The sequence below is a fragment of the Psychrosphaera sp. genome, from assembly GCF_982872775.1.
This window is the reverse complement of the sequence record NZ_CEYNSH010000026.1, coordinates 15,752-34,737: the sequence shown is the minus strand read 5'-3', so window position 1 is coordinate 34,737 and position 18,986 is coordinate 15,752. Positions and strand designations below refer to the sequence as shown.

General features: G+C 41.5%; 16 protein-coding genes. 7 read left to right on the top strand and 9 right to left on the bottom strand.

What is annotated here, in order from left to right; translation table 11 throughout:
- Window positions 1-85: 85 nt before the first annotated feature.
- From flgE to AC4E96_RS09175, 6 genes are all read right to left on the bottom strand, one after another.
- The gene (gene flgE, locus AC4E96_RS09200; protein ID WP_490255606.1) at window positions 86-1,561 is read right to left on the bottom strand and encodes a flagellar hook protein FlgE; all 1,476 of its coding nucleotides are present in this window, start codon (window positions 1,559-1,561) and stop codon (window positions 86-88) included.
- Window positions 1,562-1,584: 23 nt separating this feature from the next.
- Window positions 1,585-2,268, bottom strand: a complete 684-nt coding sequence (locus tag AC4E96_RS09195; RefSeq protein WP_488033838.1) for a flagellar hook assembly protein FlgD — start codon at window positions 2,266-2,268, stop codon at window positions 1,585-1,587.
- Window positions 2,269-2,279: 11 nt separating this feature from the next.
- A complete protein-coding gene (gene flgC, locus AC4E96_RS09190; RefSeq protein ID WP_488033839.1) occupies window positions 2,280-2,693 on the bottom strand; it encodes a flagellar basal body rod protein FlgC in 414 nt (137 codons plus the stop codon).
- A gap of 2 nt (window positions 2,694-2,695) precedes the next feature.
- Entirely contained in the window at window positions 2,696-3,094 is a 399-nt protein-coding gene (gene flgB, locus AC4E96_RS09185; protein ID WP_488033840.1) for a flagellar basal body rod protein FlgB, read from the bottom strand.
- 70 nt (window positions 3,095-3,164) lie between these two features.
- Window positions 3,165-3,992, bottom strand: coding sequence for a CheR family methyltransferase (locus AC4E96_RS09180; protein WP_488033856.1), 828 nt, complete (start codon window positions 3,990-3,992; stop codon window positions 3,165-3,167).
- Between the two features lie 62 nt (window positions 3,993-4,054).
- Window positions 4,055-4,984 carry a chemotaxis protein CheV gene (locus tag AC4E96_RS09175; RefSeq protein WP_488033841.1) on the bottom strand — a complete coding sequence of 310 codons (930 nt, stop codon included), beginning with the start codon at window positions 4,982-4,984 and terminating at the stop codon, window positions 4,055-4,057.
- A gap of 266 nt (window positions 4,985-5,250) precedes the next feature.
- On the opposite strand from AC4E96_RS09175, the gene flgA reads away from it, so the two are divergent.
- The 3 genes from flgA (at window position 5,251) to flgN (ending at window position 6,827) form a co-directional block, all read left to right on the top strand.
- Window positions 5,251-5,961: a flagellar basal body P-ring formation chaperone FlgA gene (flgA, locus tag AC4E96_RS09170; protein WP_488033842.1), complete on the top strand. Its 711-nt coding sequence runs from the start codon at window positions 5,251-5,253 to the stop codon at window positions 5,959-5,961.
- Window positions 5,962-6,060: 99 nt separating this feature from the next.
- Window positions 6,061-6,387 (top strand): flagellar biosynthesis anti-sigma factor FlgM, encoded by a 327-nt coding sequence (gene flgM / locus AC4E96_RS09165; RefSeq protein ID WP_490255605.1) that lies wholly within the window; start codon window positions 6,061-6,063, stop codon window positions 6,385-6,387.
- A gap of 2 nt (window positions 6,388-6,389) precedes the next feature.
- Entirely contained in the window at window positions 6,390-6,827 is a 438-nt protein-coding gene (flgN, locus tag AC4E96_RS09160; RefSeq protein ID WP_488033844.1) for a flagellar export chaperone FlgN, read from the top strand.
- Here flgN and prsT read toward each other — a convergent pair.
- Genes prsT through smc form a run of 3 tightly spaced genes read right to left on the bottom strand, consistent with a single transcriptional unit; the run spans window position 6,824 to window position 14,442 of the window.
- Window positions 6,824-9,709: an XrtA/PEP-CTERM system TPR-repeat protein PrsT gene (prsT, locus tag AC4E96_RS09155; protein WP_490255604.1), complete on the bottom strand. Its 2,886-nt coding sequence runs from the start codon at window positions 9,707-9,709 to the stop codon at window positions 6,824-6,826. The two genes, flgN and prsT, sit on opposite strands and share 4 nt — an antisense overlap.
- Before the next feature lie 47 nt (window positions 9,710-9,756).
- Complete coding sequence (gene zipA, locus AC4E96_RS09150; protein WP_490255603.1) at window positions 9,757-10,911, bottom strand: cell division protein ZipA; 1,155 nt, start codon at window positions 10,909-10,911, stop codon at window positions 9,757-9,759.
- A gap of 33 nt (window positions 10,912-10,944) precedes the next feature.
- A complete protein-coding gene (gene smc, locus AC4E96_RS09145; protein ID WP_490255602.1) occupies window positions 10,945-14,442 on the bottom strand; it encodes a chromosome segregation protein SMC in 3,498 nt (1,165 codons plus the stop codon).
- Window positions 14,443-14,688: 246 nt separating this feature from the next.
- Between smc and cysZ the strand changes: the two genes are divergently transcribed.
- The 4 genes from cysZ (at window position 14,689) to AC4E96_RS09125 (ending at window position 18,850) form a co-directional block, all read left to right on the top strand.
- Window positions 14,689-15,438 carry a sulfate transporter CysZ gene (gene cysZ / locus AC4E96_RS09140; RefSeq protein ID WP_488033848.1) on the top strand — a complete coding sequence of 250 codons (750 nt, stop codon included), beginning with the start codon at window positions 14,689-14,691 and terminating at the stop codon, window positions 15,436-15,438.
- A gap of 112 nt (window positions 15,439-15,550) precedes the next feature.
- On the top strand, window positions 15,551-16,501 hold the full coding sequence (locus AC4E96_RS09135; RefSeq protein WP_488033849.1) for a hypothetical protein: 951 nt from the start codon (window positions 15,551-15,553) through the stop codon (window positions 16,499-16,501).
- Window positions 16,502-16,755: 254 nt separating this feature from the next.
- Window positions 16,756-18,246 (top strand): sodium/proline symporter PutP, encoded by a 1,491-nt coding sequence (gene putP, locus AC4E96_RS09130; RefSeq protein ID WP_490255601.1) that lies wholly within the window; start codon window positions 16,756-16,758, stop codon window positions 18,244-18,246.
- A 127-nt stretch (window positions 18,247-18,373) separates the two neighbouring features.
- Complete coding sequence (locus AC4E96_RS09125) at window positions 18,374-18,850, top strand: MarR family winged helix-turn-helix transcriptional regulator (protein ID WP_488033851.1); 477 nt, start codon at window positions 18,374-18,376, stop codon at window positions 18,848-18,850.
- The last annotated feature ends 136 nt before the right edge of the window (window positions 18,851-18,986 follow it).

Below are 18,986 nucleotides of genomic sequence, written 5' to 3'. Positions count from 1 at the left end.
CATTTACATCACCTCCATGGCAAAAAAATAAATAAGTAAATCAACCTAAGTCGTGCGTGCTAATCGTTTTTAACGACGGTTAAAATTAACGTAGCTGTAAGATTGTCTGTGTGATTGTAGAGTTAACTTCCAGCGCTCTTGAGTTCGCCTGATAGTTACGCTGAGCCGTTATTAGGTCAACCAACTCTGTTGTTAAGTTTGTGTTTGACTGCTCAAGTGTGCCTGATCGAATTTGACCAAACGTACCCGAGTCAGCCTCACCCGCTAAAGGCGAACCTGAGTCTTGGCTTTCGGTCCAAGATGTATTACCAATTTGGGTCAAACCTTGGTCATTCGCAAAACGTACAAGCGCTATTTTGGTAACCGGAACTGAGTCACCATTTGAATATTTAGCTTCGATAAGACCATCAGTACCAATTGTCACACCTGTTAATCGACCAACCGTTTTACCATCTTGGCTCAGTGCTGAGACTTCAAATGGTGCTGAAAATTGATTCAAGTTACTGAAGTTTAAGTTAATTCGTTGATCCGGATCAGCACCATTGGTAATAACACCAGCACCGTCATAAGGTGCGGTTGGAGGTGGTGCAATCGTTGTTGGTGCTGTTGTTTCACCCAAACGTTCCATTCTAGGATACGGGAATGTATCTGGTGCAACGGCACCAGAGCTATCAAATTGCAGGAGCATTCCGCGTTGGCCCGAACGAGTCTCAAATTCGACACCGGTTGTTCCCAAGACATTATCATTTTCTAAATCAACAGGAACCGTATTGCCTTGCTCATCTGTTACCGTAGCAAATACCATCCAGCTGTTTTCATTGTTTTGCTCTGTCGCAGGTACGGCTGCCAAACCACCAACAAAACCATCGGTTGCAGAAGTACCGTCAGCCGCAGCTGCCGTTTGAACGTTTGTCGGAGATGAAGTACGAACAAAATACATTGATGCAATTCGGCTATTACCTAGTGAGTCATATACGACTGTTGACGTAGAAGCTGTGTAGGTATTCGTATCTGTTGGGTCAAATTGAGTTGGATCTATAGGGAATTCACCACTGTCTAAATTAAAAGACATATCAATTTGAGCCGTTTGTTGCGGCGCGCCCGCTGTATCAGGAACTTCGATTGGCGTTGTTGTACTTAGAGATACAGATTTAACAGAGCCATCGTCGTTGACGGGAAAGCCCTGCAAAAAACTGCCGTTTGAGTCAACAATGTAGTTCTCTGAATTAAGTTTAAACGCACCAGCACGAGTATAAGTAATATCTCGACTTAATAAGTCATTGGTCATCGCGAAGAAGCCACCACCAGAAATCGCCATATCAAGCGAGTTTGAGGTGAACAATAAACTACCTTGCCCAAACTGTTGAGCGACGTCATTTACTAGTACACCTTCACCATTAGCGGTCTTGGCGTTAGTAAAAATGGATGAAGAATATACATCCGCAAATTCTGCGCGAGACTCTTTAAAGCCATACGTATTTACGTTGGCGATATTGTTCGCGGTTACATCTAAATCTTTTTGCGCTGCTTTTAAGCCACTTAAGGCGATATTAAAAGACATAGGATTCTCCTACTTTTACTAATCTATTCACCGACTGCTAAAATGTCAGCAAGTCCGATTGAACCCAAACCTTGAATATTTAATTCAAGACCTGTGCCATTCTGTCCCAGGGTGACAGAACTTACATTGCCATAAGTTAAAACAGGAAGCTGTTGTGCCTCTGTTGCACCCGCAGGCAAGCCATTTACGGTAATTTCGTATTGTCCTGGAGGCCAAGGTTCGCCATTCGGGCCTTTACCATCCCAAGCGAAGTCCAACATACCGGCATTTTGACTGCCGTATGACATGGCAACCGATTGCCCATTTTGGTGTTTGACCTCAACGATGACGTTTTGTGTCGAATTTTGAAGTGGAATTTGACCACTTATGCCCTTGCCGTCGGAATAAGCAACAGGGCTTGCGGTTAATACATTACGACCTACTAAAGAAGAAGCTTCAAGCGCCTGATTGGAGGTCATTGATGCGCTCAATTGATCGAATTTGCCGCCTAAGTCCGAAATACCCTCAGCCATAGTGAACTGTGTCATCTGAGCAATCATGTCTTCATTACTCGTTGGGTTCATTGGATCTTGCATCGACAACTGCGTGGTAAGTAATGTAAAGAAGTCTTCTTGACCCAACTGACCATTGATTTCATTGGTCGTGATGTCTTCTTCTTGCCAACGCAATTTCTCAGTAGCCGGGTTGATAGTGTTGTTATTAATCATATTCGGCTACCTTATCTTTGACCCATTTGCAGTGTTTTACTTAACATCGTTTTGGCTGCATCGGCTAGTTGTACATTTGTTTGGTAAGAACGAGAGGCCGAAATCATGTTCGCCATCTCTTCGACTACGTTTACGTTTGGTTTATAAATATAACCTTCACTATCGGCCATTGGGTGATTTGGGCTGTACTCAATTTTGAGCGGCGCATCACTTTCAACGATACCTAATACATTTACGCCTTGTGACTGCTCATCCTGAGCTTTTGTCATTTCTGCGGCAAAAACTGGATGGCGAGCACGGTAAGTTTGATCAACGCTGCTAGAAACGGTATTGGCATTGGCAATGTTACTTGCCGTGGTATTTAGGCGAACTGATTGCGCACTCATCCCCGTGCCCGATACATCAAATACATTATATAAGCTCATGATTACTGTCCTCCGCTCAACGCTTTATTGAGCGCTTTAATCTTTCCGTTTAAAAAGCGCAAACTTGTCTGATATTCCATCGAGTTTTGCATAAAGTTATTACGCTCAACTTGAACATCGACACTGTTACCATCGCCAGTGTCTGGTTGCATAGGGTTTCGAAACTTGCTGCTGGAGTTCATATTTATGGACAAGTCGTAGTGCTTCTCATGGGTTCGAGACATGTTATAGCCAGACTTTTTCTGCGCATTAGCAAGCGCATCGGCAAAATCTATATCTTTTGCCTTGTATCCTGGGGTGTCAGCATTGGCAATGTTACTAGCCAACACTTCGGCACGGTCAGACCGCACTAATAGGGCGTGTTGGTGTATACCAAATGCTTTATCTAGACTGATTGCCATAATTGCTCCACAAGCAGTGATTCGTTATGACAAAATGAAATGCAAAAAAAAGGCCAAAAAATTTTGGCGCTTATTTTTTCTTGTAAATGATTCCTGGATTACAGCGGATCATTTCGTACTTATCGCTTAATCCGGACATAGATTCTGAGGCACCTAATATTAAATAACCATTAGGATTCAATTGCTCAGCAAACTTGTTGATGATCTGAGATTTGATCTCTGGTGAAAAATATATGAGTACGTTTCGACAAAAAATAATATCGAATTTACCCATCAAGCTAAAACTATCTAGCAAATTTAAGTGGCGAAATGACACCATGCGGCGAATATCTGCCTTAACCTGCATCATGCCGTTACCACTATCAGTAAAATAGTTACTCCGTCTTTCTGTCGAAAGTCCACGAGACAGAGCCAGATGGTCATATTCTGCGTTTTTACAAAGCTCTAGCATCGTATTACTAATATCTGTACCAACAACTGAGTAGTTGGCAGAGGCTCGAGTGCCTTGTTTTCGCTTATACTCATCTATGCTCATAGCAATAGAGTACGGCTCTTGACCAGATGAACTTGCCGCTGACCAAATTTTGACACCCCTGCCCTTATCAACTTCTGGAAAAATTGTCGTCTTGAGCAGTTCGAATGGATAGGTGTCTCTAAACCATAAGGTTTCGTTGGTGGTCATTGCATCAACGACCGCAGCGCGAAGTTGGCGTTCTGTTGGTTTGAGGGTTTTGTTGACTAACGCCTCAAGAGAATCGAGTCCGAACCTTGTCATTAAGGGCGACAAGCGACTTTTCACTAGATACATTTTGTTGGTGCCCAAAACAATACCGCATTGCTTCTCTAAAAATTCACAAAAAATGCGGTATTCGTTATCACCGAGCTCTTTATTTGCCACTATAGATAATCTCTGGTTTGCCTTTTCAATTCCCAATTACACAAACTAAAAGCCGTAATGGCTTAGTCTGCATGCAGCCATTTTTGAACGGCACCAGCCAGTTCATCAGGGTTGAATTTAGCAATAAAGTCATCTGCACCTACCTTTTCTACCATTGCATGATTGAAAACACCGCTTAGTGAAGTATGTAATATTACATGAAGATCAGCCATTTTAGGTCTGGACTTTACTTCAGCCGTCAAAGTATAACCATCCATTTCTGGCATCTCGACGTCAGAAATCAGCAGGCCGATTTTTTCCGTAATTGACTCATTACATTCAGCGGCTACTTCCGCTAAATAATCTAAGCCTTCTTTACCATTCTTTAACGCAACAATTGGTAGCCCGACTCCTTCTAACGCTCTTTTAACCTGGTTACGCGCAACTGATGAGTCATCAACGATGACAATCGTGCGGCTGCCTAAGTCTTCTTTAATACCAGAATCAGACACGATCCCTTCACTTACTTCCGTACTTGAAGGTGCAATTTCTTCCAGGATTTTTTCAACGTCGAGGATTTCGACCAGCTCTTTGTCTATTTCGGTTACTGCGGTTAGATAATTGTATCGACCCGAACCTTGCGGCGGAGGCATAATCGACTCCCAATTCAAGTTCACGATTCGTTCGACCGAGTCGACTAAAAAGCCCTGAATGGTTCGGTTGTATTCTGTAATAATGATGAAGCTATTGGTCACATCTTCGATTGGGCGACCGCCCGTTGCCAACCCCATATCGATAACTGAGATAGTTTGACCACGAATGTGCGCTATGCCTTTCACAAAGGAATTGAGTTTGGGCATTGAAGTGAGAGGTGGACATTGAAGTACCTCTCTGACTTTAAATACGTTTATTCCGTATCTTTGACGTCCTTTCAATTTAAACAATAGTAATTCAAGTCTGTTCTGACCAACTAATTGGGTTCTTTGATTGACTGAGTCAAGAATACCCGCCATAAACTTTCTCCAAAACTAGGAACGATACTTGCTACATCTTATTTAGATAAGATTTGAAGCCGATTAAACCCTTTGATTTTAAAAGGCTGCGGCTAGCAAGTTGTAAAACCTCTGTAGTAGCGTATTAAAAAATTAGGTTATTGATAATTCAACGTCAAATTTTCGTCGTCACTTGGGCTATTTAATAATAGACCAATACATCGAGAGTCGGTGATTTTGTCATTATCTTTAACTATATGATACAGCATAGTAAAAAGGCGATTAATATGTTGAAAAAATTGTTAATAATTATTTTAACGAGTGTTTATTTGATAATTCATGCCTCTTCAGTATCGGCTATTGGGCAACGAACTTTAGCGCATGATACTCTTTTAAAAGAAGTTTCTGAATACGTAACAACACAAATTAATCCAAATAACAGCTCAAATATAACTGTGACGGCTATGCCATTGGACTCGCGAATTAGGGTCAAACAGTGTCCTGAAACTATTTCGGTTACTATGTCTCAGCAACGCTCTTTCAGTCGTCAGTTTCCTGTAAAGGCCGAATGCTTAGCTGAAGGGCACGAATGGAAAGCGTACGTGCAAGTCCGCGTGCAAGAATTAATAGAGACCATAGTGACAAGAACAAACATAGCAAAAGGCGAGATTATTTCTGCTGATATGTTAAAACTTGCACTGGTCGATAAGCACAGAGTTAAAAACAAAGCGACGAGTAACCCTGACATCATTGAAGGAGGTCGCGCTTTGCGAAACATTGCTAGAGGCTATCAGATCTCAAGCAGCGATGTCTGTTTAGTTTGTAAAGGCGACAGTGTGTCGATTATTGCAAGTATGGCTAACATGCAGATAAAGACTTCTGGAACCGCAATGGAAAACGGTTCGTATGGTGATTCCATACGTGTAAAAAACAACGCTTCGGAGCGTGTAATCAAAGGCGTAATAGATGATTTGCGTCAAATTTTAGTTAAACTATAAGACGTTAGAAGTTTTTTCAGATAATATGCTTCAAAGCCCTAAAGAATATGAGTTTGGTGCCGATAAGTTTATTGAAGAAAAATACGTGATGGGTGTGTTATGGTAAACAACGTAAATAATGGTAAGAATAACGGAGTAAACAACTCTGTATATTCACCTACAAATCAAAAGCTTGAGCAAGCCAAGCAGGACAGTGCACAGCGATCGAGTCAACAAGCCAGTAGCTTAAAGTCTGCTGAAAAAGACTCGGTAGCATTGACGCCACAAGCAAAACAGTTAAAAGATCTGCAAAAAAAGATTTCTGATACAGAAAATTTTGACCGTAAAAAGGTTGAGCAAGTCAAACAAGCGATTGCTGATGGTGCATACAAGATTAACTATGATAAATTAGCTGAAAAGCTAGCCGACTTTGAGTTTAAACTATAACTATGACTGAACAATCTCAATTCTCATCACTCACGCACTTGTTGCAAGAGCAGACGCAATTATTGGTGCAGCTCAAGTCTGTACTTGCTGAAGAGCTCGACGCAATTAAATCACGTGCGGGTGAGAAGCTCATCGAGATTGCAAATCAAAAAGAAGCGCTACTGAAAAAGGTGGTTGAAACCGATCAATCCATCGCAGGTACGCCCAACGTAGAAGCGCTAACAACGGAACCAGAGCTTATCAAAGCAAAGGACGTGGTCAATGACTTACTAAAAGAGTGCCAAACTCAAAACGAAGTCATCTATCTAACCGCTAAACAAAATGAAGTCGCTATCGACCAGGTCAAGTCTCTATTGCTCGGTGGCAGTAAAAACGCCACCTACGACGCTTATGGCCAGAAAAAATCTGGCCCTTCACTTACCAAAGGCATTAAAGCTTAGCCTTTCTTATCCGCCTTTAAATACTCCAACTTTAGCTTTTCCAAACGTTCTGCTTGTCGGCTGTCACTAATTGAGCGCTCGTCAATTTTACGACTCGCTAGCTTTCCTTCATTATTCACTAACAAGACTTCAATATAATTAACAAACATTTCATCTGATGCTTGTGGCTTAGCCTCCAAGACAGCCTTTGATATTAGTTCTAAAGCACGCTCAGTGTTGCCTATTTTAAGGTTGATCATACCGACCGTATCTAAAATGTTTGCGTTGTTTGGCGCAACACGTAAAGCATTCTCACCGAATTCCAGCGCTTCATCAAGATTGTTTTCAGTCATGTACACGTGCGCTAGGTTGTTACTAGCAACGGCATTATTTTTATTTAGCTCAAGTACTTTTCGGTAATATTTGATTGCTTCACTATTGTTTTTATAGGTCATCAATGTCGCATAACGCAACGAATTAAGTTCGTCATTATTATGGCGGCTCAGATGCTCTTTCAAAAACGCAACGAGCGCTTGTTCACCTTTTACGGCATTTATACTAGTAGCCAATAAAGAGGCGACGCGTGGCGATGGAATCGATTGATAAGCCCGTTCGAGATGCTCTAATGCAAGCTCGGGCTTTTTGTCGATTAAGAGTCGGTGTCCGTAAAGACCATGTACAAATGGTAATTGAACGACGTTTTCGTCCAACGTCTCATACAAAGCATCAAATTCACTTAGCTTCTGAGAAAGCAGCGAGTTTTGTAAATGTAAAAGTGTCACTTGAGGGTTTGACTCTGATACCTTCTTTAAAAACTTAGAGGTAACTTGATAGGCTTTGCCAATATCGTTTTGTGCTTGTAATGCTCTGACGTATCCTATTACTGCTGGTCCATGAGAAGGCGCTTCGTCATACCATGTTTTGAAGATATCAAACGCTTTTGGCATTTCATTATTACTGATATACGCACGAGCTAACTGCTGATACAAAACGTGTTTGGCTTTTTTATTAACAGGCAGATGTGAGCCACCATCGATTTCACTTTCGATAGACTGTCTTATAGCTTCTAATTTGTTAACCGCCTCAGCTGATTGCCCTTCAGACAACAACATATTCGCAAGAGTAAAATTCAGCTGTGTTGTTAACTTTGAGTCTAAACCAGTCGACTCTCTTGATGACTCATTATCTGACAGCATGTCATTTAAATAAGTGACCATTTTTCTCGGTAAATCATACTGCTTGGTTACACCGTAGTGCTGAATAATAGCCGGAACGTAGGTCGGGAAGCTAACCAATAACTTATCTAATTGGCGAATCCGCTCTTTTGCTTGAGTCTCTGTGGTCAACGGTTTAATCATGATATTAGACAGCTGCAAAGCAGGATTTTGAGGTGCCATTTGAGCAGCACGATTTAAAAGTGAAGTGGCTGTATCCCTTTCACCTTTTAACAACGCCACTTTCGCTCGTAAAACTTCAGCTTCTAGTTGAGTCGACTCACTTGTTGCCAACTCATCTGCAATACTAAGTGCTTTATCGTATTGAGCTGTCTTTAAGTAGGCCATCGCTAATACATTATTAAGCTGTACTGGATTTTGCTCTAGCTTACCGGCCGCAAGCTCCAAATCTTCAATACCACTAATATCATTTAACGATAATTTTAGGACACCCAGATTAAATAGTGATTCAGGCTGCTCTAGGTTTGTGGGGAGTTTGGCTAGGACTGATTTTGCCTTTTTGATCTCACCGTCACGAACCAAGCTGTGGCCCAACTGCGAAAGTAATAACGCATCCTGATTGGTTGAAGCTTGACCGTCTGAAAACACTGCCTGCGAAAGCATTTCCATCGTGTCATTTGCCGCAACAGACTCACCTAGTTTGAGCTGACTATCTGCTAATATACGTAAGCCGATATGATCTGCAGGTAATAAGCCCGCAATAATAGAGAGATGTTTATCTGCAGTAACAAAGTCATTACTGTAATAAGCACTTACACCGGCCATCAACCTTGCAGGTACATCTTCACTATTCAGTAAAATGACCTCTTCTGCGACAACTAGTGCCTCGTCAAACTTACTTTGCTCTATTAGGGTGTTTGCTTTAAGTGATAACAGTTCTATGGCTTGCGGAAACGTCTCTAGCAAAGGATTAACGATTGCTAAGACTCGTTCCGGCTGCTTGTCTTCGAGGTATAATTTAGCCAAATATATTTGGCTATTGTAATCTTTGGGGTTTAGTTCGACATAGGACTGTAGCGTCGTTAACGCTTCACTATTTTTGCCACTGGCGATGAGTAATTTGCCTTTTAATCTTAAGGCCTCGAGTTGCTCAGGGTATTGTTCCAACAACTGCTCAAGTTGTGACAGAGCGGCTTCTATATTATTTTTGATAACAAACGAATACGTCAGACCTAACAAGCCATATTCGCCAGAGTGAGGGATTGCTTTTAACTCGTTCAAGACGGCTTCGGCTTTTTCGTGCTCGCCCGAGTCGACATAGGTTTTGGCTTGTGACAGCTTTAATTCAGCTAAAACTTTAGGTTTGACCCCTTTTGACTTGGCAACTAGCTTATAGATGCCTTTTTTATTTCCTTTGCTTTGATACAGCTTGGTCAAATAAGGAATGACGTCGTTTGGGCTGTAGCCGTATTCTAACGCTCGCTCAAACTCTTTTTCAGCTCCAGAAGCATCACCCGTGTTGAAATAGGCAAGAGCCAAATAATATCTGGCGTTTGGATCTTCTGGCGCCTGTCGAACCGCATTTTTAAGTTGGATAACAGCAGTGCCGTAGTCTTGCTGCTCGATAGATAACTGACCTTGACCTAGGTAGTTTTTATCTTCTGAACTACAAGCGAATAAGCACATGCTTAAGGTTGCTATTAAAGATAATTGAGTCGTCTTTTTCATTTTGAGTCCCTTAAGCGAAATTTCCTATAGCACTATGCTTCGTACTATTAATACTTCCTGATTTTATCGACGTAGTTCCTAACGCGAACCACATCTAATGGTTGACGCTCGGCGTCAAGTACTTGAGCGCCAAATTCGTCGGCAATTTTCTTGGCCGCATTGTGCATCATATTAAATGTTTGTAATGGTTCGCCAGCATTAGGCAAAGTCATAAATATACTAAGACCACGCGTTGCGACTTGCTCCATATGATCAATATCAAACGTACCAGGGTTGTACATATTGGCAAGGCTAAATAAAACTTCACCATGACCAGAACTTTGCTCGTGGCGATGGAAAAAGTCCATTTCACCAAACTTAAAGCCGAGCGTTAACAACAATGGCAACAACTTGGCGCCTTCGATCATTTCACCTTCTGGTTTGTCGACAAATAGAATCAATACCTCAGGTGCTTTATCCACAGTACCGTGTGACTTTTCGGCAGTAATAGTTTGTTCTTTTGATTGAGTAGGTGACTCTATAGCACGCCCCTGAGCGTTACTGGATATCGAGGTTTCATCTAAGTTAACACTAGGCTCTATACGGTCGTCGTTTTCAATATCCCCTAACGCCGAAAAGCCTTCAATAAATGGCTCACTCTCAGCTTCATTGCTGGCTTTTGATGTGACGTTTCTGGCATGACTTAAAAATTCGCCCATGCCCTTTTCATTCTCGTTTTTTGAGTGGTTGTTTGAATGTGGATCAGTTTGTTCAATACTGCCGCTGTTCGCATTATTGCTAACGTCACTCCTCATAACACCTTGAGAGCCATCATCAGAATGAGCTTGCTCGTACAGTTGACCTTGATTTGGGTTATCTACCTGCATTGACTGTTGTGAATCTACTTCATCCAACGCGACAGCGGATGCGCTGCTGTTTTGATTTTTATTGTAAATCGAATCAACGTCGACTTCACCTAACGGCAATCCACCGCCCTGCTCTTGATCACTTAACTCAGAAAAATCAATTTCCATTTGTTTAATTCGAAGAGCTTGCGTTTCTTGTTCTTCTTCGTCGATTTCTGGCTCATCTTCTTTCTCGAGTTCGGCTTGCTTTCGCTCTTGCAAACTGTTCTTTCGAACGGTCCAAATACCGTGAAGCACAACGGCACCAACAGCCAATGAGCCCAAAAGGGAAAGTGCTAAACGTAATTCTTCTGCCATTTTTATTATTAACCTTTTACTTCTGTCCGTGGATTACATGGCTTCAGCCATTTCTACCGCTTGTTGGATATCAACAGCAACTAATCTCGATACGCCCGGCTCTTGCATAGTGACGCCGGTCAAATGGGTTGCCATTTCCATTGCCACTTTGTTGTGGCTGATATAAATAAACTGAACCGTATCTGACATTTCGTTAACTAACTTACAAAATCGTCCGACGTTGGCATCATCAAGCGGTGCATCTACTTCATCCAACATACAAAACGGTGCTGGATTTAGCTTAAATATAGAAAAGACCAATGATAATGCGGTCAGCGCTTTTTCGCCACCACTTAAAAGGTGGATTGTTGAGTTTTTCTTGCCTGGAGGACGAGCCATTATGGTCACGCCCGTTTCGAGTAAGTCATCATCTGTCAACTCTAAGTACGCCGCACCGCCACCAAACACTTTTGGAAAAAGGGTTTGAAGGCCCTCGTTTACTTGGTCGTACGTTTCTTTAAACTTGGCGCGAGACTCTCTGTCTATCTTACGTATCGCAGATTCTAGCGTTTCTAATGCATTGACTAAATCTTCAAACTGTTCGTCTAAGTACCCTTTGCGCTCTGCTTGGATATCGTATTCTTCAATCGCCGCTAGGTTAATTGCCCCTAACCTTTGAATCGATGCGGTGGTTTTTTCTAGATTAGTTGCCCACTCTTCTTTGTTTGCACCAGGTGGCATGTTGTCGAGTAGCTCTTTTAAATTAACTTCCAATCCTGCGATCACTTCAAGCATATTTTGAGCACGAACTCGCGCACCTTCACTTTCCATTTTTATCGTCGCAATGTCATCTCTCATGGCGTCTAGCTTTACCATCACGCCAGTCTGACCTTGCTCTAGTGTTTTGATTTGCTCTGCAATATCAGCAGCTTGTGCATTAAACTCATTAAGCGTTTGCTCGTGCTCTAATTGCAGTTGCAATTGCTCTTCAAGCTGCTCAGTCAACAATAGCGAGGTCTCTTCAACATCCTTAGATGTTTGTAAATCGGCAAGTTTGGCGGTCATCTGAGCTTGTTGCTGTTCGGCACGTGACAAGTTTGATCGACAATGACTTGTTTGATTTTGTAAAGCCTGAACTTTTAATTGGTTTTGCTGATAGTTGTTTTTGATTACTTCAAGTTGAGACTTGATATTGTTTAACAATTGTTGTGCTTCAGCCTTCGCCTCTTCAGACTGTTCAGTGTGTTGCTGTAACTCTAACTCTGTCTCTTGTGCCATCAATTGTTCTTCTTGCAACATTTGTTGAGTGTATTCGTGTTGCTCAAGTTGATTTTGAAGTGAAGTAATTTCAGCTCTAATTTTATCTTGTTGAGATTTGATTTGCTGCGCTTGTTGCTGCTTCAGCTTAAGCTCTAAGCTGATGTCTTGGCATTGTGACTTCGTATTTAACAGGTCTTGTTCGATTTGATGAAGCGTTTGTTGCGCATCTTTCAGCGCTTGTTGTTGCTGCTCAAAAGTCACTTTTTCTAGCTGTAATTGTGTCTGAATGTCGGCTTCTGCATTTTTGAAAGCATCAATTTGATCGAGTTTACTAAATACCGAGTCCGTCGATTGAGTGCTTGCACTTGAGTGGCCAAAAAAGTTTTTACCAAGCCAATGGCCTGATGGTAATACGGCAAAAAGCCAATCTTCTTGCTGTAGCATTTCTTTTGCCCGAGCGAGATCATTGACGGCAGCCACCCGATTAAACCATGCCGGGTAATCGCCTGAGCTTATCGTTGCTGCCAATGAACCAGGCATTACCGTCTCTCTGTCACAACTCCCTTGTGCTAATAATTGCCCAGATATTGACAACAATTCATTGGAGGCCATTGCGTCCAATACATCGAAATTTTCTATTAACACCGGTGAACCATGCTGAGCTAACATTGCTTCAACAGCTTGTTGCCATTGTGGTTCTACATCTAATTGGTTAATCGCTAATCCAAGTACATCTAAGTGTTCTGGCAGCCCTTTGGCTTGCGCCAGTTTCGATTGTTCATATTCTTTTTGCCAAAGGGTGAGTTGCTCAATTTTTACCTGAAAACTTTGTTGTTGTTTTTCTAGGTCAGTTAGTGCCTGCTGACTCTCGTCACGTTTATTAACAAGCTTAGCCACACGTTGCGTCCATTCAAGATGCTGTTCTTCAAGTCCAAAGCGTTTTTGCTCTATCTCAGATAGTTGAACTTCTAGCGCTGCTATTTCATCTTGATGAGCATGACTTTGTAGATCCGATAACTCTTGGGTTAAGTCCGTTTTTCGTTGCTGTGTGCGAGTTAGCTCTAATTGGACATGATGCAGTTTGGTTTCGATAATTTTTAAACTTTGTTGAGCATGGCTTAGCTCTCGCAAACGCTGACTAATGTTGTGTTGTTGTTGCTCGTATTTGTGTTCGGCGTCTTCCACTTGCTCTTGAGTTTGCTCTAACTGCAAAACCAATACTTCTTGTTCGGGCTCGACGACAAGCAGTTGCTCTTCAAGTTCTGCTAGTGACTCGCGCTCTTGCTCAATTAATTCATTGGATTGTGAAATAGACGCTTGCAAACTGGCCATTTGTTCTTTGGCTTGTGACTGTTTTTCTTGTTCAAAAACAATCTGCTGCTCTAACTTCGTAATTGTATTTGCTGTCTGGAACACTTGTTGTTGAGCGGCTTGTGATTTCTCATTTACCGAGTTGAGCTGCTCTTTTAATTTAATGATCCCCAACTCACCGCCACGTTGTTGAGCAATAAATGACTCGAGTTCCGTTTCTTTAATCAGGCGTTGTTGTTCGTGAAAATTTAGCTGTTCGTTATATTCGTGCCATTTGAGTGCATGTAATTCTGCTTTGAATTTGCGTTCGTCTTGTTTTAATTGCTTAAACCGCCTTGCCGTTGCAGCTTGTCGCTTTAGTTTTTCGAGTTGGGTTCCTAACTCTTCTCTTACATCGGCTAGTCGCTCAAGGTTTTCTCGGGTATGTTTGATACGGTTTTCAGTTTCGCGGCGACGCTCTTTATATTTAGAAATACCGGCAGCTTCTTCTAAAAACACGCGTAACTCTTGTGGCTTCGACTCTATGAGTCGCGAAATCATGCCTTGTTCAATAATCGCGTAACTGCGCGGCCCTAGGCCCGTACCCAAAAATATATCAGTAATATCTCTTCGCCGGCATTTAGTGCCATTTAAGAAATAAGTGGAGACCGCCTCTTTTGTGACTGCGCGTTTAACACTAATTTCACTTCGGTCTGCCAAGTGGCCTTGTAAGCGCCCTTCTGAGTTGTCAAAAACAAGTTCGACACTGGCTTGTGAAACTGGCTTACGATTGGTTGAACCATTAAAAATAACATCCGTCATCGCATCGCCACGCAAATTTTTGGCGGAACTTTCACCCAACACCCATCGCACAGCATCGATTACGTTCGATTTGCCACAACCGTTCGGGCCAACGATAGCCGTCATTTGTTCTGGAAAAGGAACGGTGGTTGCATCGACAAAGGATTTAAAACCAACCAACTTTATATGTTTTAAGCGCATGAAAGAGATATCGTTTTTGTTATTTTTTTATAGAAAATAGAATCGTTATTAAACACTAATTTAAAACGATAACCTAATGGTTCTGTACTGTTAAATTTGAAATTGAGTATTTGCCGCTCAATATCACTCTAATAACGGTTAAAATAACAAATTTGGATGCACTTTGTAACACTTCTAAGTTGTTAAGGTTATCCTCTGTAGGTTACATTTAAACTTACTAAACAAAATAAAAAGAGGAGTCGGTAAATGACAATGGGCGATGGTGTCAGTTATTTTTTTAAGGGATTTAGTTTATTGCGCACCAAGGGATTAAAACGATTCATTTTAATTCCGTTGTTCGTAAACTTTGTCCTTTTTGTCAGTGCCTTTTACTATTTGTACTCCGAAATCACCGAGCATATAAATTGGGTTCACAACAATATTCCCGATTGGCTTAGTTGGCTCGAGTTCATCATCCTCCCTTTAGCTTTAATTGTTATTATTATTTTGTTTGGAATGTTTTTCACGACCGTCGCTAATTGGCTTGCGGCACCGTTCAATGGTGTCCTTGCCGAACGAGTTGAAATGCATTTAAAAGGCGAACAGCCAAAACAAGATACCGTTTCTGCATTACTCAAAGCTATCCCTCACACCTTGAAACGTGAGTGGCGCAAGTTAACTTATTTTATTCCACGAATGATTGGCTTTTTCTTAATAGGATGGTTTTTCCCGGTTATTGGTCAATTGGTTTGGTTTGCTTTTATTGCATGGGTGTTAGCGATTCAATATTGTGATTATGCCTTTGACAACAACAAGTACAGTTTTGACTTTATGCGCTACATATTAAGTGACAACAAAGCGGCCTGTTTTGGATTTGGTGCGACAGTTTCTATCGTCACCACTTTGCCATTTGTTAACTTGCTCGTCATGCCAGCCGCTATTTGTGGTGCTACCACTATGTGGGTAGAACGTTTAGAGCAGCAAACAAAAGACCGAAGCTTAAGTGACCGTGCATAAAAAACGGTTGTGGAAACTGGCAAGTGTCGTTATGTTATTTTGTATAGGCGGACTCTCTTCACTCTACAAGCCTAAAAACATAAAAATAATAATAAAAAGATGGAACTAATTTATGAAGTCTAATCCTGTTTTGACCACTACCGCTGATGAAAAGTCGTTTTCTAGTGCTTTAGTCATAGGCTTTGGTCTCGTCATCGCGTCTTTGGGGGCGGCTACCTACCTCTTTTTCAAATACGGTCAAATAACGCCAAATCAAATAGGTCAAATTGGTGAGTATTTCGGTGGCTGGCTGACACCTTTATTACTCGCCTTTATGGTGTTGTTACTTATATACACATTGCGATTTCAGATTCATGAATTAAAAATGGCGCGGGCCAGCATTAATGAATCAGCGTTAATTCACCGCAAAGTCGCAGAAAGCCAAGAGCAATTGTTATCAAAAACTCACATCAATTTCGAGATGGAGTCTTGCGCAAAAGGCTTAATCAACTTAGTAGAACAAAGTGACGAAATATTGCGAACTAAGGTGAATGTGTACGTAGATATTATTAACTTTGATAACAAACTGCCCCACGAAACAAGGCTGCTTAACGTCATTGATTCGTGGAACCTTGACCTGGAACACGGCAAGATTTTTGATATGAAATGCCGCCACAGTCGAGATCAGAAAGTCATTAACAAGTATTTGCATAACATTCACCACGAGATTTATATCTGCCAAAGCTTAGCTAAAAACCGAGGTTGGTCTTACATCTCACCCTACGTAAAATCTATGGCAGAGCATATCGAGGCGTTAGTTACGTTACACAAGGTGTCGTTAGTGTCAGAAAAGGAAATTTGGCTTGTAAAACAAGCAGTATTAACGCTTTATGACAAGCTCTCTCATATTAAAGCAGGTGAGATTGTGGTTGGCAGTGATATTATTGCAAGGTTAATTAAGGATAGATTTGAGGAATTAATCGAGTTCATTCCGACACCACCCAGTTTTGCAAAAGAAGCAGAGTCATTAATTGAAGGTGCGCAGTCGCTAGACAAAAGTACCGAAAAGGAAAACCTATTCTAATTTGATGTCTTTCAGCAAGTTATATTCGTTTTTTGTCTATTTATATTGACTGAATCTGCTCTGGCATTAATAGTTAGCATTGAAACTATTAATGCCTTTTTAATATTTGTCCCCGTCAATTAAAGCTTACGAAAGTTCAAGCCCAAAACCTCATAACTACTGATAAAAAAGCAAATATTCGACCTTTTAAATATCCCGTGTTACTCTAATTTAATATTTGAACACGAATTATTATTACAAAGAAAAGGTGTCCCTTGATAAGTTATACGTTTCTATCAATTTTGCTTTATTTTGCGTTGATGTTGGGCATCGGCTTCTACGCCATGCGTCACTCAACAGCTGACAACAGTGAATACCTGTTAGGTGGCCGAAATGTAAGTCCTAAAGTAACTGCGCTTTCGGCAGGTGCCTCAGATATGAGCGGCTGGATGTTAATGGGCCTGCCAGGGGCCGCTTTTGTCAGCGGACTAGACAGCGCTTGGCTTGCTTTGGGTTTGTTAATTGGTGCCTATGTCAATTATGTACTCGTCGCGCCAAGACTAAGGGTTTATACCGAACTAGCCGATGATTCACTAACCATTCCTGAGTTTTTCTCAAAACGCTTTTCCTTAAACAACAGCTCAGTTCGAATTGTCGCTTCGGCAGTAATTATCTTTTTCTTCACTTTATATACGTCCTCTGGGTTAGTTGCTGGCGGTAAGTTGTTTGAAAGCGGCTTTGATATGGCATACCAGACGGGTGTACTTGTCACGGTTTCAGTTGTTATTTTATATACTGTATTAGGTGGCTTTCTTGCGGTGAGCATGACTGACTTTGTTCAAGGCTGTATTATGTTCTTGGCACTGATAATGGTTCCTCTTTATGCCATGGGTGAATTAGAAGGACTGGGGCAAATTACCTCAACGATTACTTCTGATTTTGCGACGGAGGTCGCCACCAAAGACGCACTTGGTTGGTTAGGTGTACTTAGTTTGATGACTTGGGGATTAGGCTATTTTGGCCAACCACATATTATCGTACGTTTTATGGCGATTCGTTCTTTTAAAGAAGTGAAAGTTGCTAAACGAATTGGTATGTCTTGGATGACCGTAACGATCATCGGTGCAGTACTTACTGGTATTGTTGGCTTGTTCTATTCACAGCAAAAAGGCTTACCAATCGATGACCCAGAAACCATTTTTGTTGTGTTATCACAAATCCTATTCCACCCACTTATAGCTGGCTGGTTATTGGCTGCAATTCTAGCGGCTATAATGAGTACCGTTTCATCTCAGTTGTTAGTTTCAAGTAGTTCACTCGTTGAGGACATTTATCGCGTCTTCATTAATAAGGAAGCATCAGAGAAAGAACTTCTGTTCACGAGCCGCTTGTGTGTAGTCATTGTCGCAGCGGTAGCAACAGTAATTTCTATGGACTCAAGCAGTGGCGTACTAGATATAGTATCAAGCGCTTGGGCTGGGTTCGGCGCAGCGTTTGGTCCGGTTGTCTTATTTGCTCTGCTTTGGAAAGGGATGACAAATGAAGGCGCTATTGCGGGTGTCTTATCTGGTGCACTGACGGTTATTTTCTGGAAATACGCACCTGTATTAGAAAATGGCGCAAGTCTAAGCTCTACGTTCTATGAGCTGTTACCTGGATTTGTGATGTCTTCGTTGGCAATTTATTTTGTTAGTAAATTTGGCGAACAGCCTAGTGAAGAGACGCGAGATGTGTTCGACCAAACACAATCCACGCTTAATTCATAAGCAACTGCGCCCAAAAAAATGAAATGAGCAGGTTTAAACTTGAGCCTGCTCATTTCAAAGGTTAAAGTCACGACCTTTGTACTTAACAACATCGAAGTTCCAAGATAAAAGAATTTAAGGGGCAACTTTGGAAAAATATGAAGAGCTGTTAGTCGCCATACGCCGTGTGATTCGCGCTATCGATTTACGTTCAAAAAAACTGAGTAAAGACGTTGGTATTACTGGCCCTCAGCTTCTTGTTTTACAAGAACTAAAAGCCGATCCAGGGATTACCGCCAAGCGTGTATCGGACTTAGTCAATTTAAGCCAGGCCACCGTTACCAGTATTCTAGATAGACTAGAGAACAAAAGTTTAATCTCAAGAATTCGCAGTGAATCAGATCGTCGCCGAATTGCCCTTTATTTAACCGAAACGGGCGAACAAACGCTTAATGACGCTCCGCGTTCTATGGAAGACAGCTTTATTGAACGTTTCAACAAATTGGAAGATTGGGAACAATCCTTACTGCTTTCTAGTGTTCAGCGTGTCGCAAATATGATGGATGCGAACGAACTCGACGCAGCACCAATCTTAAATATCGGTGACATAGACCCTAAATCTTAATAGGGTCTTTTTTTATTCTAAATACATAACTTTGATATCTACCTAACTACCTAACTACCTAACTACCTAACTACCTAACTTCCTAACTTCCTAACTTCCTAACTTCCTAACTTCCTAACTTCCTAACTTCCTAACT